The 24088-nt window shown below is 59.8% G+C and carries 25 protein-coding genes and 1 riboswitch; of the genes, 12 read left to right on the forward strand and 13 right to left on the reverse strand.

Features of this window, described 5'->3' with window-relative positions; genetic code table 11:
* Position 1 precedes the first annotated feature (1 nt).
* Positions 2 to 613 (reverse strand): cob(I)yrinic acid a,c-diamide adenosyltransferase, encoded by a 612-nt coding sequence (cobO, locus tag KGD89_RS18875; RefSeq protein WP_025261325.1) that lies wholly within the window; start codon positions 611 to 613, stop codon positions 2 to 4.
* A gap of 92 nt (positions 614 to 705) precedes the next feature.
* Positions 706 to 927: riboswitch (cobalamin riboswitch) on the reverse strand.
* A gap of 104 nt (positions 928 to 1031) precedes the next feature.
* On the opposite strand from cobO, the gene KGD89_RS18880 reads away from it, so the two are divergent.
* Complete coding sequence (locus KGD89_RS18880; protein ID WP_025261326.1) at positions 1032 to 2351, forward strand: PQQ-dependent sugar dehydrogenase; 1320 nt, start codon at positions 1032 to 1034, stop codon at positions 2349 to 2351.
* Positions 2352 to 2417: 66 nt separating this feature from the next.
* On the opposite strand, the gene KGD89_RS18885 is transcribed toward KGD89_RS18880, so the two are convergent.
* The 6 genes from KGD89_RS18885 to KGD89_RS18910 form a co-directional block, all read right to left on the reverse strand.
* On the reverse strand, positions 2418 to 2963 hold the full coding sequence (locus tag KGD89_RS18885; protein WP_025261327.1) for a C40 family peptidase: 546 nt from the start codon (positions 2961 to 2963) through the stop codon (positions 2418 to 2420).
* A gap of 84 nt (positions 2964 to 3047) precedes the next feature.
* A complete protein-coding gene (locus KGD89_RS18890; RefSeq protein ID WP_025261328.1) occupies positions 3048 to 3725 on the reverse strand; it encodes a C40 family peptidase in 678 nt (225 codons plus the stop codon).
* Between the two features lie 75 nt (positions 3726 to 3800).
* Positions 3801 to 4565, reverse strand: a complete 765-nt coding sequence (locus tag KGD89_RS18895) for an NAD-dependent deacylase (protein ID WP_025261329.1) — start codon at positions 4563 to 4565, stop codon at positions 3801 to 3803.
* Positions 4559 to 5263, reverse strand: a complete 705-nt coding sequence (hda, locus tag KGD89_RS18900) for a DnaA regulatory inactivator Hda (protein ID WP_025261330.1) — start codon at positions 5261 to 5263, stop codon at positions 4559 to 4561. The genes KGD89_RS18895 and hda overlap by 7 nt, the downstream gene beginning before the upstream one ends.
* A gap of 205 nt (positions 5264 to 5468) precedes the next feature.
* Positions 5469 to 6542, reverse strand: coding sequence for an AI-2E family transporter (locus tag KGD89_RS18905; RefSeq protein ID WP_025261331.1), 1074 nt, complete (start codon positions 6540 to 6542; stop codon positions 5469 to 5471).
* Between the two features lie 49 nt (positions 6543 to 6591).
* Positions 6592 to 7668, reverse strand: coding sequence for a DUF2066 domain-containing protein (locus KGD89_RS18910; protein WP_025261332.1), 1077 nt, complete (start codon positions 7666 to 7668; stop codon positions 6592 to 6594).
* Positions 7669 to 7993: 325 nt separating this feature from the next.
* On the opposite strand from KGD89_RS18910, the gene purM reads away from it, so the two are divergent.
* The 4 genes from purM (at position 7994) to KGD89_RS18930 (ending at position 10860) form a co-directional block, all read left to right on the forward strand.
* A complete protein-coding gene (gene purM / locus KGD89_RS18915; protein WP_025261333.1) occupies positions 7994 to 9052 on the forward strand; it encodes a phosphoribosylformylglycinamidine cyclo-ligase in 1059 nt (352 codons plus the stop codon).
* Positions 9052 to 9702: a phosphoribosylglycinamide formyltransferase gene (purN, locus tag KGD89_RS18920; RefSeq protein WP_025261334.1), complete on the forward strand. Its 651-nt coding sequence runs from the start codon at positions 9052 to 9054 to the stop codon at positions 9700 to 9702. The genes purM and purN overlap by 1 nt, the downstream gene beginning before the upstream one ends.
* Positions 9703 to 9710: 8 nt before the next feature.
* Positions 9711 to 10424, forward strand: coding sequence for a DUF3108 domain-containing protein (locus KGD89_RS18925; RefSeq protein ID WP_025261335.1), 714 nt, complete (start codon positions 9711 to 9713; stop codon positions 10422 to 10424).
* A 256-nt stretch (positions 10425 to 10680) separates the two neighbouring features.
* Positions 10681 to 10860, forward strand: a complete 180-nt coding sequence (locus KGD89_RS18930) for a hypothetical protein (RefSeq protein ID WP_025261336.1) — start codon at positions 10681 to 10683, stop codon at positions 10858 to 10860.
* A gap of 58 nt (positions 10861 to 10918) precedes the next feature.
* Here KGD89_RS18930 and KGD89_RS18935 read toward each other — a convergent pair whose 3' ends face one another.
* The 5 genes from KGD89_RS18935 to cysM all read right to left on the reverse strand — a co-directional run bounded on the left by KGD89_RS18935 (position 10919) and on the right by cysM (position 17084).
* The gene (locus tag KGD89_RS18935; RefSeq protein ID WP_025261337.1) at positions 10919 to 11458 is read right to left on the reverse strand and encodes a DUF2058 domain-containing protein; all 540 of its coding nucleotides are present in this window, start codon (positions 11456 to 11458) and stop codon (positions 10919 to 10921) included.
* Between the two features lie 30 nt (positions 11459 to 11488).
* Positions 11489 to 12322: a nucleoside triphosphate pyrophosphohydrolase gene (mazG, locus tag KGD89_RS18940; protein ID WP_025261338.1), complete on the reverse strand. Its 834-nt coding sequence runs from the start codon at positions 12320 to 12322 to the stop codon at positions 11489 to 11491.
* 105 nt (positions 12323 to 12427) lie between these two features.
* Positions 12428 to 14668, reverse strand: a complete 2241-nt coding sequence (relA, locus tag KGD89_RS18945) for a GTP diphosphokinase (RefSeq protein WP_025261339.1) — start codon at positions 14666 to 14668, stop codon at positions 12428 to 12430.
* A gap of 158 nt (positions 14669 to 14826) precedes the next feature.
* Positions 14827 to 16182: a 23S rRNA (uracil(1939)-C(5))-methyltransferase RlmD gene (gene rlmD / locus KGD89_RS18950; RefSeq protein ID WP_025261340.1), complete on the reverse strand. Its 1356-nt coding sequence runs from the start codon at positions 16180 to 16182 to the stop codon at positions 14827 to 14829.
* Positions 16182 to 17084 carry a cysteine synthase CysM gene (gene cysM / locus KGD89_RS18955; protein WP_025261341.1) on the reverse strand — a complete coding sequence of 301 codons (903 nt, stop codon included), beginning with the start codon at positions 17082 to 17084 and terminating at the stop codon, positions 16182 to 16184. The genes rlmD and cysM overlap by 1 nt, the downstream gene beginning before the upstream one ends.
* A gap of 242 nt (positions 17085 to 17326) precedes the next feature.
* Here cysM and KGD89_RS18960 point away from each other — a divergent pair, with 242 nt between their 5' ends.
* The 4 genes from KGD89_RS18960 (at position 17327) to KGD89_RS18975 (ending at position 22038) form a co-directional block, all read left to right on the forward strand.
* Positions 17327 to 20080, forward strand: coding sequence for a response regulator (locus KGD89_RS18960; RefSeq protein ID WP_025261342.1), 2754 nt, complete (start codon positions 17327 to 17329; stop codon positions 20078 to 20080).
* 97 nt (positions 20081 to 20177) lie between these two features.
* On the forward strand, positions 20178 to 21173 hold the full coding sequence (locus tag KGD89_RS18965; protein WP_025261343.1) for a 2-hydroxyacid dehydrogenase: 996 nt from the start codon (positions 20178 to 20180) through the stop codon (positions 21171 to 21173).
* Between the two features lie 26 nt (positions 21174 to 21199).
* Positions 21200 to 21637 carry a hypothetical protein gene (locus tag KGD89_RS18970; protein WP_025261344.1) on the forward strand — a complete coding sequence of 146 codons (438 nt, stop codon included), beginning with the start codon at positions 21200 to 21202 and terminating at the stop codon, positions 21635 to 21637.
* Entirely contained in the window at positions 21634 to 22038 is a 405-nt protein-coding gene (locus tag KGD89_RS18975) for an META domain-containing protein (protein ID WP_025261345.1), read from the forward strand. The genes KGD89_RS18970 and KGD89_RS18975 overlap by 4 nt, the downstream gene beginning before the upstream one ends.
* A gap of 48 nt (positions 22039 to 22086) precedes the next feature.
* On the opposite strand, the gene KGD89_RS18980 is transcribed toward KGD89_RS18975, so the two are convergent.
* Entirely contained in the window at positions 22087 to 22554 is a 468-nt protein-coding gene (locus KGD89_RS18980) for a TlpA disulfide reductase family protein (RefSeq protein ID WP_025261346.1), read from the reverse strand.
* Positions 22555 to 22672: 118 nt separating this feature from the next.
* On the opposite strand from KGD89_RS18980, the gene arsC reads away from it, so the two are divergent.
* From arsC to KGD89_RS18995, 3 genes are read left to right on the forward strand one after another with little or no spacing between them, the layout of a single operon-like run.
* Positions 22673 to 23026, forward strand: coding sequence for an arsenate reductase (glutaredoxin) (gene arsC, locus KGD89_RS18985; protein WP_025261347.1), 354 nt, complete (start codon positions 22673 to 22675; stop codon positions 23024 to 23026).
* Positions 23023 to 23628 (forward strand): NAD(P)H:quinone oxidoreductase, encoded by a 606-nt coding sequence (wrbA, locus tag KGD89_RS18990; RefSeq protein ID WP_025261348.1) that lies wholly within the window; start codon positions 23023 to 23025, stop codon positions 23626 to 23628. Before arsC ends, wrbA begins: the two co-directional genes overlap by 4 nt.
* Complete coding sequence (locus tag KGD89_RS18995; RefSeq protein ID WP_025261349.1) at positions 23621 to 24019, forward strand: DUF2069 domain-containing protein; 399 nt, start codon at positions 23621 to 23623, stop codon at positions 24017 to 24019. Before wrbA ends, KGD89_RS18995 begins: the two co-directional genes overlap by 8 nt.
* Positions 24020 to 24088 lie beyond the last annotated feature (69 nt).

The raw sequence follows: 24088 nt of genomic DNA on the forward strand, positions 1-24088 counted from the left end.
CTCACAACTCGATGCCTTTTTGCGCACGGATTCCGGCCTGGAACGCATGCTTGACCACGCCGATCTCGGAAACGGTATCGGACAGGTCGATCAATTCGGGTTTGGCGCCACGGCCGGTCACCACCACATGCTGCATCGGTGGCCGGGCCTGCAGGTCGCTCAGTACGTGTTCCAGATCCAGATAGCCATGCTTGAGGGCGATATTCAGCTCATCGAGGATCACCAGACCGATGCTCGGGTCACGAAGCATTTCACGGGAAACGTCCCAGGCGGCTTCGGCGGCGGCGATATCACGCTGGCGGTCCTGGGTTTCCCAGGTGAACCCCTCGCCCATCACGTGGTAGCGCACCTGCTCGGGGAAACGCCGGAAGAACAACTCTTCACCGGTGCTGTTGCGGCCCTTGATGAACTGCACCACGCCACACTGCATGTCGTGACCCATGGCCCGGGCGAGCATGCCGAATGCCGAACTGCTCTTGCCCTTGCCATTACCGGTCAGCACCAGCAGCAGGCCACACTCGTTTGGAGCGCTGGCAATGCGCTCGTCCATTACCGCCTTCTTGCGCTGCATGCGCGCCAGATGACGTTCGTCACGTTCGGGGGATTCGTTCATCTCAGCTCTCCGCTAGAGGGCACGCGAAAGCAGACGGAAGGACAGCATCAGGCAGCACGGCAAAGCCCTGCGCAGAGCATCGCCCGCCGTGATGCTGTTGAGTGGATCAGGCCGGTCTCCGGGCTCATGAGCAGGCATCTGCCTGGCCTGCGCGCCTTCCCGTGTCCTGGGACACAGTGGCATCGAGCGCAGTCTTGACTCATTTACCGTTGCGGGGGCAGCGCCGGGATCGGAGTTGCAAGGCGTCCTCACCGGCTTCCCTGTTTCACTCTGCCAATCGAGGATTGCAAAGCACCTGAAACAAGCCGCGAAGGGTAGAGGGTTGGGCTGGGAGCGTCAATCGACACAAGAGGATTGAACCTCGACAGTTCAGGTCCCTCCTATCTTTATCTGGCCACTGACCGTTATGGAGATCGGCATGTTCACACTCAGACCCCGGCTTGCCTTGCTGCTTCTGGTTGCAGGAGGCCTCACAGCCTGCGGCGAGTCTTCGACGCTGCAAGTCTCGGATGGCACCGGCCCCTCGCCCAGACTGCCCGAACCGAACAAGACCCTGATCCCCACCGTCAATATCGCCCCTGCCGTGGGCTGGGAAAAGAACGCCAAACCGGTCGCCGCGCCCGGCACCCAGGTCGCCGCCTTTGCCGAAGGCCTGGATCACCCGCGCTGGCTGTACGTGCTGCCCAATGGCGACGTGCTGGTCGCGGAAACCAATTCACCACCCAAGCCTGACGACTCCAAAGGCGTACGCGGCTGGGTCATGGAAAAAGTCATGGGCCGCGCCGGAGCCGGTGTGCCCAGCGCCAACCGCATCACCCTGCTGCGCGACAAGGACCACGACGGCGTGGCCGAAACCCGCACAGTCTTCCTGCAAAACCTCAACTCGCCGTTCGGCATGACGCTGGTGGGCAACAAGCTTTACGTGGCCGATACCGACCGCCTGATCAGCTTCCCTTATGAAACCGGCCAGACCTCCATCAGCGCCCAGGCCACCAAGGTCGTCGACTTGCCTGGCGGCACGCTGAATCACCACTGGACCAAGAACGTGATTGCCAGCAAGGACGGCAGCAAGCTGTACGTGACGGTCGGCTCCAACAGCAACGTCGGCGAAAACGGCATGGACCAGGAAGAAGGCCGCGCCGCGATCTGGGAAGTGGACGCTGCCACCGGCCAGCACCGGATTTTCGCCTCGGGCCTGCGCAACCCCAATGGCATGGACTGGGAGCCCAACACCGGCAAGTTGTGGACCGCCGTCAACGAACGTGACGAGATCGGCAGCGACCTGGTACCTGACTACGTGACCTCGGTGCAGGATGGCGGCTTCTATGGCTGGCCTTACAGCTACTACGGCCAGCATGTGGATGAGCGGGTCAAACCGCAGAAACCGGAACTGGTCGCCAAGGCCATATCGCCCGATTATGCAGTCGGCCCGCACACCGCATCGCTGGGGCTGGTGTTCGCCGACGGCAAGACGCTCGCAGCTCCGTTCAACGAAGGCCTGTTCATCGGCCAGCACGGCTCATGGAACCGCAAGCCACACAGCGGCTATAAAGTGGTGTTCATCCCCTTCAGCGGCGGCAAACCCAATGGCGCACCCGTGGATGTACTGACCGGCTTCCTGAGTGCAGACGAAAAAGCCCAGGGCCGTCCGGTGGGCGTGGTCAATGACCAGCATGGCGGATTGTTGGTGGCGGATGATGTGGGCAACAAGATCTGGCGGGTGACGTCAGCGAAATAAGCGCATCACCCTGCCCCGTGGGAGCGAATTCACTCACGAAAAAGAGCTTTGCGACTGAATTTGCTCCTAAGGGGCGGTGGTATTTTGCGCCAGGTTCGAGGGCTGGATCACGCGCTTGGCGTTGAGATAGGCCTTTTGCCAATACGGCTTGTCCAGGCTGTCCAGCTTCACGGTGCCACCGGTCGCCGGGGCATGTACGAAGCGGCCTTCTCCGACATAGATGCCCGCATGGGAAACCTGCGAGCCACCGGAAGTGGCGAAGAACACCAGATCACCGGATTGCAGCTGCTCACGCCCGACATTCGGCGCGCCCATCACAATCATGTCGCGAGTCGAGCGTGGCAACGAGATACCCGCCGCGTCACGATAGACATAACCGATCAGGCCACTGCAATCGAAACCCGAATCAGGCGTGTTGCCGCCCCAGCGATAAGGCGTGCCGACCAGCCCGAGCGCACGAAACAGTACGTCTTCGGCAGCCTGAGAGAGAATTTGCGGGGGAGCAGAAAGCACCGGGCGCTGAACGACACGGGGCTGAGGAGGTGGCGAGCTGGCACATGCACCCAGCAACGCTGCGATGGAAATGACCGCCAGACGTAACGTAATCGACATAACCACAACAACCTGATCTGGATGCGGCCAACACTGCCGAGAAGCTGAAAATGCAGACAGGCTCATGCCTGTCTGCGCACTGCATCATTTATGGCGCTTGAGTGTAGTCGATGTCATGGCAGTGGTCTGTACAGGCTCGCTGGAAGGAGCCATTGCCAGAGCACGCTTGGCCTCGATGAACGTCTTGCTCCAGTAGGCGTCATCGAGACTGTCGATGCGCACACCACCACTACGGCGGCTGCTGGAATGGATGAACTGATCGTCACCCAGGTAAATGGCTGCATGGCTCACACGACCGCGACCACGGGTGCTGAAGAACAGCAGGTCACCGGGCTTGAGGTCATTGCGCGACACCAGAGGCGCATTCACGTTGATCATTTCGCGAGTGGAACGCGGCAGGCTCATGCCAGCCTCTTCACGAAACAGATAACCGATGAAGCCGCTGCAATCGAAACCCGAAGTGGTCGAAGAACCACCGAAACGGTAGCGAGTACCGATCAGGGATTTGCCACGCTCCAAGATGCTGTCGGCCAGAACCGGCAACTGGTAAGGCTTGTTGTCAGCAAAACCGGCCAGTTCTTCTTCGGTGGCGAGTTCTTCCTGCAACATGGCTGCATCTGCACGGCGAGCCGGAGATTGCGAGCTGATCGAATTCTGGTACTGCGGTTGTTGCTCTTGAGAAACCGGTAAATTGGCAGAGCAACCAAACAAAAAAGTAACGAGTGCGAGGGGCACGAGGGGTGCGAAGCGTACTACTTGCATGGGCACGACCGTGGCTGAACTGTTAAGAAGGCGAGACTATGCCCGCTATCAAGATGATTTGCAAATTCAATCGAGTCAAATGTGACTTATGAGTTTTTCCATGACATGTGCTGCACGGCACTGCAGAAAAACGTCCATCTGGGCGCTGTGATCGGTGGGGGCCGGATTGATTTCTGCCGTGAATCCCCCGCAAATACGGGTGCGCAAGACAGGTTCGTGGATGTAGGGGAAGCTGGCAGTGGTGCCGATACTCAACACCGCATCAAAGCCTTTGGCCATTTCTTCATAGAGTGTTTCAAGAGCTTTCTCAGGCAACATCTCCTGAAACAGCACGACGGACGGTCGCAAAACGCCACTACACTTCTGGCACAAAGGCGGCAGCGGCCGCAGCAAGTGCTCACTCAGATGAGAGTCTTCTTCGCCACAGGACTGGCAAAACAGTGGAGCCATTTGCCCATGGATCTCGATCAGGCGTTCCGGCGGGCTGCCAGCGGCACGATGATAGCCATCGACGTTCTGGGTCAGCACCCAGCATTCGGGCTTCATCCGCTGCAATTGAGAAATGGCGTAATGCGCGGCATTGGGCTGGCCACCCAGACACGCCTTGCCCAGTTCGGCGATGTATTTCCAGCACAGCTCTGGATCACGGCGCAGCATCGGCCCGGACAACGCCACCTCAATGGGCAGGCCGTCATCGGTCTTGCCATTATAAAGACCGCCTACACCGCGATAGGTGGGCAGACCCGAATCCGCCGAAAGCCCCGCACCGGTAATCACCAGGATCCGCTGTGCATGGCGCAATGCTGCCGCCGTCTGCAGCAGCAAGGCCTGATCTACCAACCCAGGGTTTCCTTGAGGAAGGGAATGGTCAGCTTGCGCTTTTCCTGAAGAGAGGCCTGATCCAGACGCTCAAGCAACTCGAACAAAGCGTTCATGCTGCGGGTGCCACGGGTAAGAATGAAATGCCCGACTTCATCGGTCAGGTGCAGACCGCGACGGGAAGCGCGCAGTTGCAGGGCGCGCAGCTTGTCTTCATCGGACAGCGGACGCATCTGGAACACCAGCGCCATGGTCAGACGAGACTTGAGGTCCGGCAACTTGACCGGCAGTTCGCGAGGCGACTGAGAAGCCGCGATCAACAGGCGACGCCCGCTGTCACGCAGACGATTGAACAGATGAAACAGCGCCTCTTCCCATTCCGGCTTGCCCACGACCGCTTGCAGGTCATCCAGGCAGACCAGCTCGTACTGCTCAAGGTGATCGAACAGCTCGACGCCTTCATCGATGACTTCGGCCAGTGGCAGATAAACAGAAGGTTCACCCATCTGCTCGAAACGAAGGCAAGCTGCCTGCAGCAAGTGCGTGCGCCCTACCCCATCCTTGCCCCACAGATAAATCAGGCTTTCCGTCCACCCCGCGTCAGCCTCGCACAGGCGCTCGACATAGCCGAGAGCCGCAGCATTGGCGCCGGGATAGTAATTGATGAAAGTGGCGTCATCACGCAGACGGACACTCAGGGGCAGCTGAATCGGTTTCATGCTGACGGGCACGGTTCAGGCGAACCGTTAGGGACCTCTGGGAAAGTGCGCAAAGTTTATACCCGTGGCGTCGACGGCACAATGCGCCATACCCCAAGCAAAATCAAAGACTTGCGCTTTGACAGCGCAAACCTTCGCCAACAGGGCCCGGGCGGCCCTGCTGGCGAAAACGCCTGAACACCGAATTCAGACACGTTGAAAAGCCCTATAGATCAGGGTCTTCCATGCCGCTGTAGGCTTCAGAACCTTTATAGAGGTCATGAAGATGGCGCAACAAGACCATGATCACGGCCGCCACCGGCAACGCCAGCAGAATGCCGGTAAAACCGAACAGTTCGCCACCCGCCAGGATCGCAAAGATCACCGCCACCGGGTGCAGGCCGATGCGGTCGCCCACCAGCAACGGCGTCAGCACCATGCCTTCGAGCATCTGGCCGATCATGAACACGGCGACGATGCCCAGCAGCGGATACAACTCACCGCCGAACTGGAACAGACCGGCCACCAGCGCAGCGCCAATACCGATCACGAACCCCATATAAGGCACGATGGCAGCCAGCCCGGCGATCACGCCGATCAGCAGACCAAGCTCCAGGCCCACCAGCATCAGACCGGCGGCGTAGATCACGCCCAGACCGACCATCACCAGCAACTGGCCACGAATGAACGCGCCGAGCACTTCATGACATTCGCCAGCCAGTTTCACCACCTGGTCTTCACGATGGCGCGGCAGCAGGCCACGAACCTTACCCGTCATCAAGTCCCAGTCGCGCAGCAGGTAGAAACACACCACAGGGATCAGCACCAGATTGGTCAGCCAGCCGATCAGCGCGAGGCTCGACGCCGTGGCTTGGGACAGCACCACGCTGACGATATCCCCCGCCTGCCCCATATGCTCGGAAAGCGCGGTCTTGAGCTTGTCGAATTTCCAGAACCCTTCAGACAGGCCGAACTTGGCCTGCACCCACGGCAAGGCCGTATGTTGCAGCCAGTCGAGAATCTGCGGCGCCAGCTCATAAAGGCGGAACAACTGTTTGGCCAGCATCGGCACCAGCACCAGCAGCAAGGCCATCAGCACCAGCGTGAACAAACCGAATACCGCCACCACGCCCAGGGTTCTCGACATACCGAGCCTTTCCAGGCGATCCACCAGGGGATCACCCATGTAGGCCAGCAGCAGCGCTACCAGAAAAGGCATCAGGATCGGATGCAGCATGAATATGAACAAAGCCAGCAGGACAATCCCGACAGGCAAGTACCAACGCTTCGTATCAGTCATCAATGACCCCAACCCCAAGAGAAAACGTAGTCCGGCACGCTTTGCCGGACTACCAACGGAAATACAGTTGCGGTGCAGACACCGGGACAATCATTGGCGCATCCGCAGCAGGAGCCGGTGAGGCGGCGGCATCGACTGGCGCTGCTGGCGGCGGTGTAGCGGCTGCCGCTTCGCTGGCGGGCACTTCCTGCAATTTTGCCAGGGACAATTGCGAGCGTAGCTGCTCCGGGCTGCTCGTGACTTCAAATGTCACGCGATCAGCCTCGACCGACTTGAGGCGGGCGCCGAACGGTTCGAGCAGATTGAGCAATTGCGCGTAACGCTCCAGATTCATGCCCTGCACCTGGAAGACCAGACCGGTGGATGCGCCAGGCTTGGCTGCAAAACGCGGAGCCAGCCGCTGGCTCACCGCCAGGAGAATGGAATCGGCCAGCGCTTCAGGGTTGGCACCCGTGGCGCTGCCCTGCTCGCGCTGATCACCCAGCCACAAGCGCCATTTGCCCTGCCACTGCCCGGCTTCTTCCTTGGCGTGCACAGCGAGAATCGCGTCGGCACCATAGCGCTCGGAGACCTCTTTCAACGGCGTAGCATCGTTGCTTTCAAGGTTCTGCGCGGTACCGACACCCTGTTCGCTCAGGTCAGCCAGGGGCAGGCGCAAAGGCAGGCCACGGTGTTGAGCAGCGCGGCGCAGAGGCTCGGCGGCAGCCTGCCCGTCACCTACCAGGTTGGAGCCCTCAGTGGAATCCAGCAGCCACCAGCCCAGGATCGATGGACGATTACTGCCCCAGATCGCAAGACCGGCCTGACGCAGGGAGCGGTCAGTGGTGGCCGGATCGAAATCCACCAGCAGGGTTTCCGGCGGTCCGGCTTCATAACCGTACTGGCTGATGATCTGTTGCGGATCCTTGCGCAACCCGGACAAGGCCGCGCCCTGGGCAGCCTTGGCATCGCCGGTCAGGCGCACGACCAGGGTTTCCAGAGCCGCCTGAGTGGCGCGAGTACGCTCCTCGGGCGACTGGCCGCTGACGGTTTCACGGACTTGGTACAAATTGCTCACGGTCTCGGCAAGGCCGGGCAGGCTGAACAGGGACAGGCAGCCGACGAAAAGGAATCTAGAAAAACGCATGGACAGTTCCCGAACGGAAAAACGGTATTGAAAACCGTATGAAGGTGTTCAACATGCCTCAGACAGCAGGTCGTTGCCAATCATTCACATTAAATTACAGCTTATTAAGGAAGGCCTGCGTCGCCCGTGGGGATTTTATTTTTGCCTGATACCCCCTGCCCGTCGGCCCAAGGATGGCTCACGGGCAGCAAGCCTGATAAAATCGCGCGCCTTCGCAGACTGGCGATGGTGGCGGCCCGAACGGCACTGCGCGAAAGCGCAACCCTGAACCGGCCCCGCCGCAGCGGTCGATACCCCCGAATCCCCCCTAAAGGCCTGGATTTTTATGAGCAAGCAACCCTCCCTGAGCTACAAAGACGCCGGTGTAGACATCGACGCCGGTGAAGCATTGGTCGAACGCATCAAGAGCGTCGCCAAGCGCACCAAGCGTCCGGAAGTCATGGGCGGCCTGGGAGGTTTCGGCGCCCTCTGCGAAATCCCGGCCGGCTACAAGCAACCGGTTCTGGTTTCCGGCACCGACGGCGTCGGCACCAAGCTGCGTCTGGCCCTGAACCTGAACAAGCACGACAGCATCGGCATCGATCTGGTCGCCATGTGCGTCAACGATCTGGTGGTCTGTGGCGCAGAGCCGCTGTTCTTCCTCGACTACTACGCCACCGGCAAACTCAACGTCGACACCGCAGCCCAGGTAGTAACCGGCATCGGCGCTGGCTGTGAACTGGCCGGCTGCTCGCTGGTTGGCGGCGAAACCGCAGAAATGCCTGGCATGTACGAAGGCGAAGACTACGACCTGGCCGGTTTCTGCGTCGGCGTCGTGGAAAAGGCCGACATCATCGACGGCTCGAAAGTGGCTGCCGGTGACGCCCTGCTCGCCCTGCCATCGTCCGGCCCGCACTCCAATGGTTACTCGCTGATCCGCAAGATCATCGAAGTCGCCGGTGCCGATATCGAAAACATCCAGCTGGACGGCAAGCCCCTGACCGAACTGCTGATGGCCCCAACCCGCATCTACGTCAAGCCGCTGCTCAAGCTGATCAAGGAAACCGGCGCGGTCAAGGCCATGGCCCACATCACCGGTGGCGGCCTGCTGGACAACATCCCGCGTGTACTGCCAGCAGGCGCACAAGCCGTGGTCGACGTCGCCAGCTGGCAGCGTCCGGCAGTATTCGACTGGTTGCAGCAGCAAGGCAACGTTGAAGAAAACGAAATGCACCGCGTCCTGAACTGCGGCGTCGGCATGGTGATCTGCGTTGCCCAGGAGCACGTTGAAACCGCCCTGAACGTACTGCGCGAAGCAGGCGAGCAACCTTGGGTCATCGGCCAGATCGCTACCGCGGCCGAAGGTGCAGCACAAGTCGAGCTGAAAAACCTCAAGGCGCATTGATGTCTGCCACCTGTGATGTCGTGGTGCTGTTGTCCGGCACCGGTGGCAACCTGCAAGCCATGATCGACAGTTTCAAGGACGGGGCCAGCCCCGTCCGCATCCGCGCCGTCATTTCCAACCGGGAAGACGCATTCGGACTGCAACGCGCCAGAGACGCAGGTATCGAAGCCTGCGTTCTTGATCACAAGGCATACGAAGGCCGCGAGGCCTTCGATAGCGCCCTGATGGAACTGATCGACACCTTCGAGCCACAACTCGTGGTACTGGCCGGATTCATGCGCATCCTGACGGCGGACTTCGTTCGTCACTACCAGGGTCGCCTGCTCAATATCCACCCTTCCCTGCTGCCTCGCTACAAAGGCCTGCATACTCACCAGCGTGCGCTTGAAGCCGGAGATACCGAACACGGCTGCAGCGTGCATTTCGTCACCGAGGAACTCGATGGCGGGCCACTGGTCGTACAGGCTGTGATTTCAGTAGAGTTGCAGGACTCGCCAGCCACACTTGCGCAACGGGTCCATGTGCAAGAACACCGGATCTACCCGCTGGCCATACGCTGGTTCGCCGAAGGCCGATTGCGTCTTGGCGATGAGGGTTCATTACTGGATGGCAAGTTACTTCCGCCCACCGGACACTTGATTCAAGACTAGGAGATACCATGCGTCGTGCCTTGCTCTTCGCTTTCGCTCTGCTCGCACTGCCTGCGGCACATGCAGCAGATCTTCAACCCTTCTCCGCCAGCTATACCGCCGACTGGAAGCAGCTTCCTATGAGCGGTACGGCCGAACGCAGCCTGGAAGCCGGCCCCAACGGTACCTGGACCCTCAGCTTCAAGGCCTCGATGATGATCGCCAGCCTGACGGAAGTCAGCACGCTGAAAGTCGACAAAGAGGTGATGCTGCCCCAGACCTACAACTTCGAGCGCAGCGGCCTGGGCAAGTCCAAGAAGGTTGATCTGGCCTTCGACTGGAACGCCAAGTTCGTGACCGGCACCGACCGTGGTGACGCCATCAAGCTTGCGCTCAACCGTGGCGTTCTCGACAAGTCCACTTACCAGCTGGCCCTGCAGCATGACGTGGCAGCCGGCAAGAAGAGCATGAGCTATCAGGTCGTCGACGGTGACGAAATCGATACTTATGACTTCCGCGTGCTGGGTTCGGAAAAGGTCGCCACCAAAGCCGGCCAGGTCGATGCCATCAAGGTCGAACGCGTACGTGACCCGACACAAAGCAAGCGCACCACCGTGCTGTGGTTCGCCAAGGATTGGGATTACCTGCTGGTTCGCCTGCAACAGGTCGAAACCGACGGCAAGGAATACAACATCATGCTGTTGGACGGCACCGTCAACGGCAAGGCTGTAAAAGGTAGCTGATCCTTTTTCGCGAATGAGCGGAACGCCGCCCGATTCGCTCCCACCGGAGCGAATCCATTCGCGAAAAGACTTCATGAAGAATCCTTCATTTCCCCCTCGCAAAACCTGAAAGCCCCGCCAGTCAAAGCCTCCAGCCCTGCAAAAAGTTCAATAGGCCAGTACCGGAAAAATTGCCTGTTTACTTAGCAAGCTAACCGATTCTATAAAAGAGTCCTGCGACACATCGCCGCAGTTTCTAGAGTCAGGAGCTATCAATATGACCGTTAAAGTTACTGAGCGTGACGAAGCCCACCTCTCTCATGAAGCCGTTGCGGATGGCATTCAGATCTGGGACGTTTACCAACAGGACCAGTTGGTAGGGATGTTTCACGTAGAGTCAGACGCCTATAACTACAAGGCGGAGCTGGAAGAGCAGGAAAACCAGCGCACTCACTAATAATTCGAGCGCAAAACAAAACCCGCCTTGAGCGGGTTTTGTTTTGTTCGCAAGAGACTTACCACATCAGGTCATCAGGCACCTGATAGGCCGCATACGGATCATCTGCATCCGGCGCTTCGGTCGGAGTGTTGAGCAACACGACACGGCGTGGGTCGCGCTCCTGGATCTTCAACGCCGCTTCACGGGGAATGATTTCATAACCGCCGCCGTGATGCACGATGGCCAGCGAGCCACTGCTCAGCTTGTTGCGCATCAGGGCATTGACCGAGATGCGCTTGACCTTCTTGTCATCGACGAAGTTGTAGTAATCCTCGGTCGTGAGCTTGGGCAGGCGCGAGACTTCGATCAATTGCTTGATCTGCGCGGTGCGGGCCTTGGCCTCGGCCTTCTCCTGCTGCTGACGATTGAGTTCCTGATCGCGCCTGGCCTTTTCGGCCTGGGCCTCCTGGGCTGCACGCTTTTGCGAATCATCGATCTGGATCTGGCCCTTGTGCGCCAGACGCTGTTCTTTCTGCTTTTCTTTGCCGACCTGCTTGGCCTGCTTTTGGTTGACCAGACCTGCCTTGAGCAACTGGTCGCGAAGGGAAAGGCTCATTGTCTACTCGCTTATGCAGATACCACACGCTCAGCCGCAGCCGGGCGTGCTCTTTTCCTGACGTTTGGCTTCGCCCCACAGAGCGTCCATTTCATCGAGAGTGCAATCTTCGATGGGACGCCCGGCCTGGTGCAATGCCTGTTCAATAAATCGGAAGCGCCTGTCGAACTTGCCATTGGCCGAGCGTAGCGCAGTTTCCGGGTCAACTTTAAGATGCCGGGCCAGATTGACGACCACAAACAGCAAATCGCCCACTTCCTCGGCCATACCCTGAGCATCATTCTCGGCCATGGCTTCGAGTACTTCATCCAGTTCTTCACGAACCTTATCGACCACCGGCAAGGCCGCAGGCCAGTCGAAACCGACCTGAGCTGCACGCTTTTGCAGCTTGACCGCACGGGACAGCGCCGGCAGAGCCGTGGGCACGTCGTCGAGTAATGAAAGCTGCTCGGGCGCCCCCGCCTTCTCGGCGCGCTCCTGAGCCTTGATCTCGTCCCAGCGCCGATTGACCTCTTCGTCGGTCAGGCGCGGTGTTTCCAATGGTGCATACAGCTCACCGGTGGGGAACACATGGGGATGACGACGCAGCAACTTGCGAACGATGCCGTCTACGACACCCTCGAACTCGAAACGTCCCTCTTCTTTCGCCAACTGGGCATAGAACACCACCTGAAACAGCAGATCGCCCAACTCACCGGGAAGATGATCGAAATCGCCCTGCTCGATGGCATCGGCCACTTCATAAGCTTCTTCCAGCGTATGGGGCACGATACTGGCGTAAGTCTGCTTCAGATCCCACGGGCAACCGTATTGCGGATCGCGCAGACGGGACATGAGAGTGAGCAGATCGTTGATTGAGTACATGGGGCTCCTTTCAGTCGCAGCGGCAGGCTGAAAGCTACAAGTTTCAAGCTACAAGCTCGTTTTTGCCTTATAGCTTTCAGCTTGCAGCTTAAAACTTACAGCCGCCTACGGCGTTCTGTTCCGCCGTGTCTCGATGATGTTCGGCAACTGGGCAATACGCCCCAGCAACCGACCCAATGCATCCAGCCCCGGAATCTCGATGGTCAGCGACATGAGCGCGGTGTTGTCTTCCTTGTTCGAGCGGGTGTTGACCGCCAGAACGTTGATCCGCTCGTTGAGCAGGACCTGGGTGACGTCACGCAGCAGCCCGGAACGGTCGTAGGCGCGGATGATGATGTCCACCGGATAGGTGAGCACCGGCACCGGCCCCCAGCTGACCTGAATGATCCGCTCGGGTTCGCGCCCCCCCAATTGCAGCACAGAGGCACAATCCTGACGGTGGATGCTCACGCCACGGCCCTGGGTGATATAGCCGACAATGGCATCCCCCGGCAGCGGCTGGCAGCAGCCGGCCATTTGCGTCATCAGGTTGCCGACGCCCTGGATCTGGATATCGCCGCGCTTGCCCGGTTTGTAGCCGGTGGCCTTGCGTGGAATCAGTTCAACATCGTTGATACGTTCCGGCTCGACCTGCTGCTGGGCAAGGTTGACCAGTTGTGCCAGACGCAAGTCGCCTGCGCCCAGAGCGGCGAACATGTCTTCGGCGGTCTTGTAGTTGGCCTTGTCCGCCAGCTTCTCGAAATCCACCAGCGACAGTGCCAGCCGTGCCAGTTCGCGCTCAAGCAGGGTTTTACCTGCCGCCACGTTCTGGTCACGGGCCTGCAGCTTGAACCAGTGAACGATCTTGGCCCGCGCCCGGGATGTGGTGATATAACCCAGGTTCGAGTTCAGCCAGTCGCGGCTCGGCGTACCGTGCTTGCTGGTGATGATCTCGACCTGCTCGCCGGTCTGCAGACTGTAGTTGAGCGGCACGATCCGGCCATTGATCTTCGCGCCACGGCAGTTGTGGCCGATCTCGGTGTGTACCCGATAAGCGAAGTCCAGCGGTGTCGAGCCCTTGGGCAGGTCGATGGCATGACCGTCCGGGGTGAAGACGTAGACACGGTCCGGCTCGATATCGACCCGCAACTGCTCTGCCAGACCGCCGATATCACCCAACTCTTCATGCCACTCGAGCACCTGACGCAGCCAGGAGATTTTCTCTTCGTAGTGGTTGGAGCCGGATTTGACGTCAGTGCCCTTGTAGCGCCAGTGCGCACAGACGCCCAACTCGGCTTCTTCGTGCATGGAATGCGTGCGGATCTGGACTTCCAGCACCTTGCCTTCCGGCCCGATAACGGCGGTGTGCAACGAGCGATAACCGTTTTCCTTGGGGTTGGCGATGTAATCGTCGAACTCCTTGGGAATGTGTCGCCACAAGGTATGCACGATCCCCAGCGCGGTGTAGCAGTCGCGCATTTCCGGGACCAGTACCCGAACGGCACGCACGTCATAGATCTGGCTGAAAGCCAGGCCCTTGCGCTGCATTTTGCGCCAGATGGAATAGATGTGTTTGGCACGCCCACTGATGTCGGCCTTGACGCCGGTGGCCAGCAGTTCGTTTTCCAGTTGCGACATCACATCGCTGATGAAGCGCTCACGATCCAGACGCCGCTCATGGAGCAGCTTGGCGATCTGCTTGTATTGCTCAGGCTCAAGGTAGCGGAAAGACAGGTCTTCCAGCTCCCACTTGATATGACCGATACCCAGGCGATGGGCCAGAGGTGCGTAGATATCGAAGACTTCACGGGCCACGCGATTGCGTTTTTCGTCGTCGGCATTCTTTACCGCACGAATCGCACAGGTACGCTCGGCCAGCTTGATCAGGGCCACACGCACGTCATCGACCATCGCCACCAGCATCTTGCGCAGGTTTTCCACCTGCGCCTGACTGCCCAGCACCAGAGACTGGCGAGGGCTGAGGCTGGCACTGATCGCCGCCATGCGCAGTACGCCGTCGATCAGCTTGGCGACGGTTGAACCGAAGCGCTGCTCGACATCCTGCAAGGGGATCACGCCTTCGCGCACGCCCCGATAGATGACGGCTGCGATCAGGGAGTCCTGATCGAGCTTGAGGTCAGCCAGGATTTCCGCGATTTCCAGACCGGTCTGGAAACTGGAGGTACCGTCTGCCCAGTGATTCTTTAAAGCGTTGTCCTTCTGCTCGGCTTGCCGGGCAAATTCGCAGGCCTCTTTCATGGCCTCCCGATCGAGGACCATATCGACGCTGACAATGTGATCCAGCCATGCATCGAGATTGATACTGCCGTCTGTGTTTATCGGCTGGTGCGCTCTCACCTGTACCATGCTGCTTACCTTCCCTACGGCGCGATGAATAGCGCCTTCAGTCGCCAGCCTTCTTGAGCGAATGCCACTTGCCGGGCAAGCAAGGACCGGCATTCGCGGGCCAGTCGGATTAAACGAGATTCCCTGTCAGCAGCTGACTCGATCCAATGAACCGCTGCTCACTTACTCGCTTCAAATAAAGCCATCGCCTCGACATGGGCCGTCTGTGGAAACATATCGAGTATTCCGGCACGTTTTAATCGGTAGCCCTGATTGACCAATTCGACCGTGTCGCGAGCCAAAGTTGCCGGGTTGCATGAAACATAAACCAACCGTCTGGCGCCTGATTTCCTGATCTGACGCACCACTTCAAAAGCCCCGTCGCGCGGTGGGTCCAAGAGTACCGCAGAAAATCCGTCAGCGGCCCAGCTTGCTTGTGTCAGCGGCTGGGAAAGATCCGCCTGAAAAAACCTGACGTTATGCAGATCATTACTCATTGCATTGGCAGAGGCACGCTCGACCATGGTCGCAACCCCCTCGACCGCAACCACCTCCCGGGCCATCCCGGCCAGCGGCAGCGCAAAATTGCCCAGGCCACAGAACAGATCCATCACTCGCTCGTCAACCTTGGGCGCCAGCCACTGCAACGCCTGCTCGATCATCGCGGTATTCACCGCCGCGTTGACCTGAATGAAATCCCCCGGCCTCCAGGCCAACTGCAGATTCCATGGATCAAGATGATAGCCCAATGCCTGATCCGGGTCTGCCGGTTGAGGCTCGCCTTCGCCATGCAGCCAGAGTTGCGCGTCATGCTCCTTGCAGAACCCTTGCAGCATGGCCAGATCACCCTCAGCCAGAGGCGCGGTGTGACGCAGCAACACGGCAATGGAAGAGCCGCTGAACAATTCAACGTGACCCAGCGACTGAGGTTTGCTGAAGCTTTTCAACAAGGCAGGCAGTTGCGTCATGATCGGTTGCAAGGCCTGTACCAGCACCGGGCAATGCTCGATGCTGACGATGTCCTGACTGGCTGCCGCACGAAAGCCCACATCCAGCCGCTTGGCCTTGGCATCCCAGCGCACGGCGATGCGCGCACGTCGACGGTAGGCCAGTTCGGAACCCGCCAATGGCGCAGCCCATTCATCCGGCACGACATTCGCGACCCGCTGCAACTGCTCGGCCAGCATGCGCTGTTTCAGGGCAAGCTGTTCTTCATGGGGCACATGTTGCACGCTGCAACCGCCACAGCGACCAAAATGCTCACACGCAGCCGGGCGGCGCAGGGCACTGGCCTGCAACACTCGCTCGGTACGCGCTTCGACAATCTTGCCGTGGGCATTGAGCACCCGCGCCTCGACCTCCTCACCTTCAAGGCTGCCTGCTACAAACCAGGTCTTGCCGTCGAGAAAGGCGATGCCGCGTCCGTCACTGGACAGGCGATCAATGGTCAGCCGCTGTTTCTTGCCAGCAGGGATCTGCGCAGCCTTGACGCCTCCAGCGGGTTGGAAGCGCAGCCCTCTTTGTTGTTTGGCCATCAGTTGGGCGCGTCGTAGACGCCGGTCGACAGGTAACGGTCGCCGCGGTCACAGATGATTGCGACCATGACCGCATTTTCGACTTCACGGGACAGGCGCAGCATGCCGGCTACAGAACCACCGGACGACACGCCACAGAAGATGCCTTCCTCGCGTGCCAGCCGGCGCATGGTGTCTTCGGCTTCAAGCTGGGCCATGTCGATGATGCGATCGACACGATCGGCCTGATAGATGCGCGGCAGGTATTCGTGAGGCCAGCGGCGGATGCCGGGAATCGCAGCACCTTCCATCGGTTGCAGACCGACGATCTGCACGTTGGGGTTTTGCTCCTTGAGGTAGCGCGAGGTGCCCATGATGGTCCCCGTGGTGCCCATGGAACTGACGAAATGGGTGATGGTGCCGCCAGTCTGCTGCCAGATTTCCGGGCCGGTGCTGGTGTAGTGCGCTTCGGGATTGTCACCGTTGGCGAATTGATCGAGCACCTTGCCACGGCCTTCGGCCTGCATGCGCTCAGCCAGGTCACGTGCGCCTTCCATGCCCTCTTCCTTGCTGACCAGAATCAGTTCCGCGCCATAGGCGGTCATGGCAGCCTTGCGTTCGGCACTGGAGTTGTCCGGCATGATCAGAATCATGCGGTAACCCTTGATCGCCGCGGCCATGGCCAGGGCGATGCCGGTATTGCCGGACGTGGCTTCGATCAGAGTGTCGCCCGCGTGGATCTGGCCGCGCAGTTCGGCACGGGTAATCATCGACAGCGCCGGGCGGTCTTTTACCGAGCCAGCCGGGTTGTTACCTTCGAGCTTCAACAGGAGGGTATTGCTGGTATTACCCGCGATGCGTTGCAGGCGCACGAGCGGAGTGTTGCCGACGCAATCGGCAATGGTTTGATACTGCAAGGTCATGGCGTATTCGCGATCCAGACTGCGGGGGGCACTATCATAACGGCAAACGCCCAAAGCCCATATCACGCAAAGTGCGCTTCTTATCACCAAAAGGAATAAGCGATATTTTCGGCTCCAGCCTCACAAGCCTTGACTTCCCGCAACCCCAAGAGCGTATCGGCATGTAATATGCGTTTCAGGGTAAGCGGCTAGACTGCCCTGAAACGATATCGATGGACTGATTCCGACAGGTGGAGAAAGCTGTGCTGACCAAACTGGGTATAAAAGGCCGCGTATTACTGCTGACTATTCTGCCGGCCAGTTTGATCGCGCTGATGATGGGCACTTACTTCACGGTGATGCAGCTTCACGAGTTGCAGGGCCAGTTGCTGCAACGCGGTGAAATGATTGCCCAGGAACTGGCGCCACTGTCCGCCCCCGCACTGGGACGAAGAGACAAGACACTCCTGAGTCGCATCGCCTCGCAGACCCTCGAACAGGCCGATGTACGTTCGGTGTCCTTTCTGGACCCCGAGCGCAATGCCCTGGCACACGCCGGCCCGAGCATGATAGCGCCACCCCCCATCGGCAACAGCACCCAGTTGCTCAACACGTCTGCCAACGATGCGACCCGCTACCTGCTGCCGGTGTTTGGCAATCAGCGGCACCTGACCAGCGAAATCATCCCCGCCGAAGCCGACCGGCTGCTGGGCTGGGTGGAACTGGAAATTTCCCACAACGGCACCTTGCTGCGCGGCTATCGCAGCCTGTTCGTCAGCAGCCTGCTGATCGCCTTCGGCCTGGCGCTGACTGCCATTGTCGCGGTACGCATGAGCCGCACCATCAATGAACCCCTGAGCCAGATCAAGCAGGCGGTATCGCAACTCAAGGACGGCAACCTCGAGGCACGAGTACCGCCGCTGGGCAGCGCGGAGCTGGATGTGCTCGCCTCAGGCATCAACCGCATGGCTTCGACCTTGCAGAATGCTCAGGAAGAATTGCAGCACAGCGTCGATCAGGCCACCGAAGACGTCAGGCAGAACCTGGAAACCATCGAAATCCAGAACATCGAACTGGATCTGGCGCGCAAGGAAGCATTGGAAGCCAGCCGGATCAAATCCGAATTCCTGGCCAACATGAGCCATGAAATCCGCACGCCGCTCAACGGCATTCTGGGCTTCACCCACCTGTTGCAGAAAAGCGAGCTGACCCCGCGCCAGCGCGATTACATGAACACCATCGAGAAATCGGCCGACAGCCTGCTGAGCATCATCAACGAAATTCTCGACTTCTCCAAAATCGAGGCCGGCAAACTGGTTCTGGAAAACGTGCCGTTCAACCTGCGGGACCTGTTGCAGGACACCATGACTATTCTGGCGCCTGCGGCCCATGCCAAGCAGCTTGAACTGGTCAGCCTGGTTTACCGCGACACGCCTCTGTCCCTGTCGGGCGACCCGCTGCGCCTCAAGCAGATCCTGACCAATCTGGTCAGCAATGCGATCAAGTTCACCCGCGAAGGCACCATCGTCGCCCGGGCCATGGTCGAAGACGAAACCGAGGAACACGCGCAGTTGCGCATCAGCGTTCAGGACACCGGCATCGGCCTGTCCAGCCAGGATGTACGCGCCCTGTTCCAGGCCTTCAGTCAGGCGGACAATTCGTTGTCCCGCCAACCGGGCGGTACCGGCCTAGGGCTGGTGATTTCCAAGCGCCTGATCGAGCAGATGGGCTGCGAGATTGGCGTGGACAGCACGCCGGGCATCGGCTCGGAGTTCTGGATCACGCTGACGCTGCCCAAGGCCCGGGAAGAAGTCGAAGAGCTGCTGTACAAGCCTCTGGAAGGCATTCGCGCTGCCGTGCTTGAGCACCATGAACTGGCCCGTCAGGCTCTGGAACACCAACTGGAAGACTGCGGGCTTGAAACCCTGATCTTCAATAACCTGGAAAACCTGCTCAACGGGGTGACCGCCGCCCACCAGACCTCCACAGCCATCGATCTGGCGGTGCTGGGCGTCACGGCCCATGAAATCCCGCCGGAGCGCCTGCGTCAGCACATATGGGATCTGGAGAACCTGGGCTGCAAGGTGCTGGTGTTGTGCCCGACCACCGAGCAGGCGCTGTTCCAGTTGTCGGTACCGGATGTCTATAACCAGTTGCAGGCCAAACCTGCCTGCACCCGCAAACTGCAGAAAGCCCTGTCGGAACTGATTGCGCCCAAAGTGGTGCGCACCGACGTTGTCCAGCCATTGGCCAGTCGTCCGCCAAAAGTCCTGTGCGTGGACGACAACCCCGCCAACCTGTTGCTGGTCCAGACCCTGCTCGAAGACATGGGCGCGCTGGTCGTTGCGGTCGACAGTGGCTATGCGGCGCTGCATTGCGTGCAGACCGAAACCTTCGACCTGGTACTGATGGATGTGCAGATGCCCGGCATGGATGGACGTCAGGCTACTGAAGCGATTCGAGTCTGGGAACTGGAGCGCCAGTGTACGTCCCTGCCCATCGTCGCCCTCACCGCCCATGCCATGGCCAATGAAAAGCGCTCCCTGCTGCAAAGCGGCATGGACGATTACCTGACCAAGCCCATCAGCGAGCGACAACTGGCTCAGGTGGTACTCAAGTGGACAGGCCTGGCCTTGCGCACGCCGCTGCCGGAACGTCCGTCCGATACCCAGCAGAGCCATGCCGGCCCGCTGGTGCTCGATCACGAAGAAGGTTTGCGTCTGGCTGCCGGCAAACCCGATCTGGCGACCGACATGCTGGCCATGCTGCTGGCATCGCTGGATGCAGACCGCGAAGCCATCCGTCTGGCACGAGCCGCCGAAGACATTCAGGGCCTGATCGAACGCGTCCATCGCCTGCACGGCGCCACACGCTACTGCGGCGTACCGCAACTGCGCGCAGCCTGCCAACGTGCCGAAACCCTGCTCAAACAGGATTCGCCAGAGGCTATCGAGGCGCTGGACGATCTGGATAAAGCCATTACCCGGCTGGCCGTTGAGGCACGTGTCACGGCCTGAAGCCGAGCCTGTTCGCGGATGAATCCGCTCCTACGCCACACGCGGCAGGAGTGAATTCATTCGCGAAAAGCCCAACTCCTCAAGGAAGACCACACCCATGCGCACCCTGATTTTCAGCAGCCAGACCTACGACCGGGAAAGCTTCCTGGCAGCCCAGGCAACCGATGGCCTGGAACTGCATTTCCAGCCAGCTCGCCTGACCCTGGAAACCGCCACGCTGGCCCATGACTACCCGGTGGTCTGCGCCTTTATCAATGACGACCTCAGCGCCCCGGTACTGGAGCGTCTGGCAGCCGGTGGCACCAAGCTGATTGCGCTGCGCTCGGCGGGTTACAACCATGTGGACCTGCAAGCCGCTCAGCGACTGGGCATCGCCGTAGTCCGGGTTCCGGCGTATTCACCCCATGCCGTAGCCGAGCACGCCGTGGCCTTGATCCTGGCCCTCAACCGCCATCTGAATCGCGCCTACAACCGCACCCGCGAAGGCGACTTCAGCCTGCATGGCCTGACCGGTTTCGATCTGGTGGGCAAGACCGTAGGCGTGATCGGCACCGGGCAGATCGGCGCAACCTTCGCGAAGATCATGTCGGGGTTTGGCTGCAAGCTGCTGGCTTACGATCCCTACCCGAACCCGGAAGTCCAGGCCCTGGGCGCCGAATACCTGAGCCTGCCCGCCCTGCTTGAACAGGCGCAGATCATCAGCCTGCATTGCCCGCTCACCGAGCAGACCCGCCACATGATCAACCGGCAATCACTGGCCACCCTGCAACGCGGCGCCATGCTCATCAATACCGGCCGGGGCGCCCTGGTGGAAACACCTGCATTGATCGACGCCCTCAAGACCGGGCAACTGGGGTACCTGGGGCTGGATGTCTATGAAGAGGAAGCGCAACTGTTCTTCGCCGACCGCTCGGACCTGCCCTTGCAGGACGACGTGCTGGCGCGCCTGCTGACCTTCCCCAATGTCATCATCACCGCGCATCAGGCATTTCTGACTCAGGAAGCCCTGGGCGCCATTGCCCGTACAACCCTGGATAATATTGCAGCGTGGAATGCAGGTACTCCGCAAAACCGGGTAGAAGCCCAAGCGTGATAAGATACGCGCAATTTGGAGGACCCATGGTCGAACACGATTTCCGCTACAGCATGCTCAACCCGCAACACACTCTCACCGAGTGCCGTACGCTGGGCCCCGGGCGTTATCAAGTCACCGGTAACGGCGGCTCGATCCACAACAATGACCAGTTACTGGTGACCATCAAGGGCAGCAAAAGCCTTTATATGCGTCTGTCGGTGGAGAAAGTCCGGCACCTCATCAACCCGCCCGGCCAATGGGTCGCAGTGGCCAATGGCCCGGTGTTCGACGAGTTGGCGATCCACCAGTGGAAGGTCAATTGCGACAGTTGCTCTGCCGAGCTGGACTTCGAGTTCATGGTCGAGAGCAAGCTTGGCACCAAGGCCCAGAAACCCGCCGCCGTTGCACGCATTGCCGAGCTGGGCTGGAAGACCGAAGGTGAAAAACACACATGCAGAAAGTGTCAGGAGAAAGCGGCATGAAACACCTGGCTGTACTGAGCCTGATCGGTAGTGCCCTGCTGGCAGGCTGTGCGACTGAGCCCAAACCCATCGAACAGGATCAGAGCTATGTGCTGGAGTGGATCGGCGAACGTCCGCTGATCGACAGCAGCCGCCTGACCATGACCCTGGGCGCCGATGGCCGCGCCTACGGCAACGCAGGCTGCAACCACTGGTTCGCGCCCTACACCCTCAAGGGCCAGACCATCAGCTTCGGCCCCATCGGCAACACACGCAAAATGTGCGTACCGCCCTTGATGGAACAGGAGCAGCGTTTCTTGAAAGAACTGAGCAAGGTGCAGCGCTGGGATATTTCGCCCATCGAGCAATTGCGCCTGTGGCCAGCCGAAGGCAAGCCATTGCGGTTCTGGCCTGAAGACTGATCAAGCCACACCCTGTGGCCTGTGGGGGCGAATGAATTCGCTCCCACTTCAGCCCTCGCCGCGCAATGCCTTCAACTTGTCCGTCACGCCCTGTGCGCTCTGCTCACCGAGCAACTGCGCACGCATCTTGCCTTTGTCGTCGATGATGTAGGTCACCGGAAGTGCTTCGGAAGGTGGCAGGTTGTAGCGCTCGGCAGGGTCCTGGGCCAGGACGGTGAATTTGATGCCCAAGGCATTGGAAGCATTTTTCAGGTCGTCGCCCTGCAGGTTGTCGAAATTGACACCCAGCACGCTGACCTTCTTGTCCTTGAGTTCCTCGGACAAGTGATTGAACTCGGGAATCTCGGTACGGCACGGGCCACACCACTCCGCCCAGTAGTTAATCACCAGCCAATGGTTGTCGATGCGTTCGCTGGACACCTTCTGGCCGTTCTGGTCCACGCCCAGGTCCGCGCCACAACCGCTCAACAGCAAACTGCCAACAAACATCGCTACCGCTGCCAATCGCCTCGCCATCTGTGCTTCCTTCCTCGACTTTCTCTATAAACGGTTCACCGATATGCGCCTGATCATGTCGACCCGCGCCGTCGCGCAGGTAGAATACGCGCCACTCTAGGCAAGATGCGACCTGCAAATGACTGATCTGACGCTTTATCACAACCCGCGCTGCTCGAAATCCCGCGGCGCGCTGGAACTGCTGCAGGCCCGCGGCCTGACTCCGGACATCGTTCTGTATCTTGAAACCCCACCGGACGCCGCACAATTGCACGACCTGCTGGGCAAACTGGGCATTGGCCCACGGCAATTGCTGCGCAGTGGCGAAGATGACTACAAGGCCCTGAACCTGGCAGACCCGAGCCTGAGCGACGAGCAACTGATCGCTGCCATGGCTTCGCACCCCAAACTCATTGAGCGGCCGATCCTGGTCGCAGGTGACAAGGCGGTTATCGGTCGTCCTCCAGAAAACATACTGGAGCTATTGCCATGAGCGATGCCTACATTCTGGTTCTGTTCTACAGCCGCAACGGCTCCACCAGCGAGATGGCCCGCCAGATCGCTCGCGGCATCGAAATGGGCGGCATGGAAGCACGCTTGCGCACCGTGCCCGCCGTTTCCGCCGACTGCGAAGCCACCGCGCCGCAGATCCCGGAAAACGGTGCGCTGTACGCCACGCTGGACGACCTGAAGAACTGCTCAGGCCTGGCACTGGGCAGCCCGACCCGTTTCGGCAACATGGCCGCGCCACTCAAGTACTTTCTGGACGGCACCAGCAACCTCTGGCTGACCGGTGCTCTGGTGGGCAAACCGGCCAGTGTGTTCACTTCCACCGCCAGCCTGCATGGCGGCCAGGAAACCACACTGATGTCGATGCTGCTGCCATTGCTGCACCACGGCATGCTGGTGATGGGCCTGCCTTACAGCGAAGCCGCCTTGCTGGAAACCACCGGCGGCGGCACGCCGTATGGCGCCAGCCACCATGCCGGAGCTGACGGCAAACGGCCGCTGGATCGCCATGAAACCGAACTGTGCCGCGCCCTTGGCCAGCGTCTGGCAAAAACCGCGTCGCAACTGGAGACCCCGCGTGGCTAAAAAGCCCAAAGTGCTGCCGCCCAGGGAATGGCTGGAGCCACGGGTACGCATCAGCCGGGCCGCGAGCCTGATCTGCTTTCTGGGCATGATCGCCCTGCTGTCGGTGTATTACCTGTTCATCGCCGACCTGCATGGCGCACGCCCCGGCGTGATTCTGGCCATCGAGCTGTTGCCCTTGCTGTTGCTGGCACCCGGCATGCTGCTGGGTAAAACACGAGGGCACTCCTGGACCTGTTTTGTCATCAACCTGTATTTCATCAAAGGCGCCCTGGCGGCCTTCGACCCGAACCGCTGGCTGTTCGGCGTGCTGGAAATGCTGGCCAGTGTGGCGGTATTCATCAGTGCGTTGCTGTATGTTCGCTGGCGTTCACAGCTTGATCGAACCCCGTAGGAGAGAATCGGGCGGCGCTCCGCTTATTCGCGAAGGCTGATATTCGCGAATGAATTCGCTTCTACGATA

This window comes from Pseudomonas cichorii (assembly GCF_018343775.1).
In the GTDB taxonomy this organism is placed as follows: domain Bacteria; phylum Pseudomonadota; class Gammaproteobacteria; order Pseudomonadales; family Pseudomonadaceae; genus Aquipseudomonas; species Aquipseudomonas cichorii.

What these genes read in the sequence shown, in the direction of transcription:
- KGD89_RS18970 (WP_025261344.1), top strand. Translation starts at nt 21,200, where the DNA reads ATGGTCGAACACGATTTCCGCTACAGCATGCTCAACCCGCAACACACT.
- KGD89_RS18930 (WP_025261336.1), top strand. Translation starts at nt 10,681, where the DNA reads ATGACCGTTAAAGTTACTGAGCGTGACGAAGCCCACCTCTCTCATGAA.
- purM (WP_025261333.1), top strand. Translation starts at nt 7,994, where the DNA reads ATGAGCAAGCAACCCTCCCTGAGCTACAAAGACGCCGGTGTAGACATC.
- KGD89_RS18925 (WP_025261335.1), top strand. Translation starts at nt 9,711, where the DNA reads ATGCGTCGTGCCTTGCTCTTCGCTTTCGCTCTGCTCGCACTGCCTGCG.
- KGD89_RS18885 (WP_025261327.1), bottom strand. Translation starts at nt 2,963, where the DNA reads ATGTCGATTACGTTACGTCTGGCGGTCATTTCCATCGCAGCGTTGCTG.
- mazG (WP_025261338.1), bottom strand. Translation starts at nt 12,322, where the DNA reads ATGTACTCAATCAACGATCTGCTCACTCTCATGTCCCGTCTGCGCGAT.
- hda (WP_025261330.1), bottom strand. Translation starts at nt 5,263, where the DNA reads ATGAAACCGATTCAGCTGCCCCTGAGTGTCCGTCTGCGTGATGACGCC.
- KGD89_RS18935 (WP_025261337.1), bottom strand. Translation starts at nt 11,458, where the DNA reads ATGAGCCTTTCCCTTCGCGACCAGTTGCTCAAGGCAGGTCTGGTCAAC.
- KGD89_RS18980 (WP_025261346.1), bottom strand. Translation starts at nt 22,554, where the DNA reads ATGGCGAGGCGATTGGCAGCGGTAGCGATGTTTGTTGGCAGTTTGCTG.
- cysM (WP_025261341.1), bottom strand. Translation starts at nt 17,084, where the DNA reads ATGACCTTGCAGTATCAAACCATTGCCGATTGCGTCGGCAACACTCCG.
- rlmD (WP_025261340.1), bottom strand. Translation starts at nt 16,182, where the DNA reads ATGGCCAAACAACAAAGAGGGCTGCGCTTCCAACCCGCTGGAGGCGTC.
- KGD89_RS18905 (WP_025261331.1), bottom strand. Translation starts at nt 6,542, where the DNA reads ATGACTGATACGAAGCGTTGGTACTTGCCTGTCGGGATTGTCCTGCTG.
- KGD89_RS18880 (WP_025261326.1), top strand. Translation starts at nt 1,032, where the DNA reads ATGTTCACACTCAGACCCCGGCTTGCCTTGCTGCTTCTGGTTGCAGGA.
- KGD89_RS18890 (WP_025261328.1), bottom strand. Translation starts at nt 3,725, where the DNA reads ATGCAAGTAGTACGCTTCGCACCCCTCGTGCCCCTCGCACTCGTTACT.
- KGD89_RS18910 (WP_025261332.1), bottom strand. Translation starts at nt 7,668, where the DNA reads ATGCGTTTTTCTAGATTCCTTTTCGTCGGCTGCCTGTCCCTGTTCAGC.
- KGD89_RS18965 (WP_025261343.1), top strand. Translation starts at nt 20,178, where the DNA reads ATGCGCACCCTGATTTTCAGCAGCCAGACCTACGACCGGGAAAGCTTC.
- relA (WP_025261339.1), bottom strand. Translation starts at nt 14,668, where the DNA reads ATGGTACAGGTGAGAGCGCACCAGCCGATAAACACAGACGGCAGTATC.
- cobO (WP_025261325.1), bottom strand. Translation starts at nt 613, where the DNA reads ATGAACGAATCCCCCGAACGTGACGAACGTCATCTGGCGCGCATGCAG.
- wrbA (WP_025261348.1), top strand. Translation starts at nt 23,023, where the DNA reads ATGAGCGATGCCTACATTCTGGTTCTGTTCTACAGCCGCAACGGCTCC.
- arsC (WP_025261347.1), top strand. Translation starts at nt 22,673, where the DNA reads ATGACTGATCTGACGCTTTATCACAACCCGCGCTGCTCGAAATCCCGC.
- purN (WP_025261334.1), top strand. Translation starts at nt 9,052, where the DNA reads ATGTCTGCCACCTGTGATGTCGTGGTGCTGTTGTCCGGCACCGGTGGC.
- KGD89_RS18975 (WP_025261345.1), top strand. Translation starts at nt 21,634, where the DNA reads ATGAAACACCTGGCTGTACTGAGCCTGATCGGTAGTGCCCTGCTGGCA.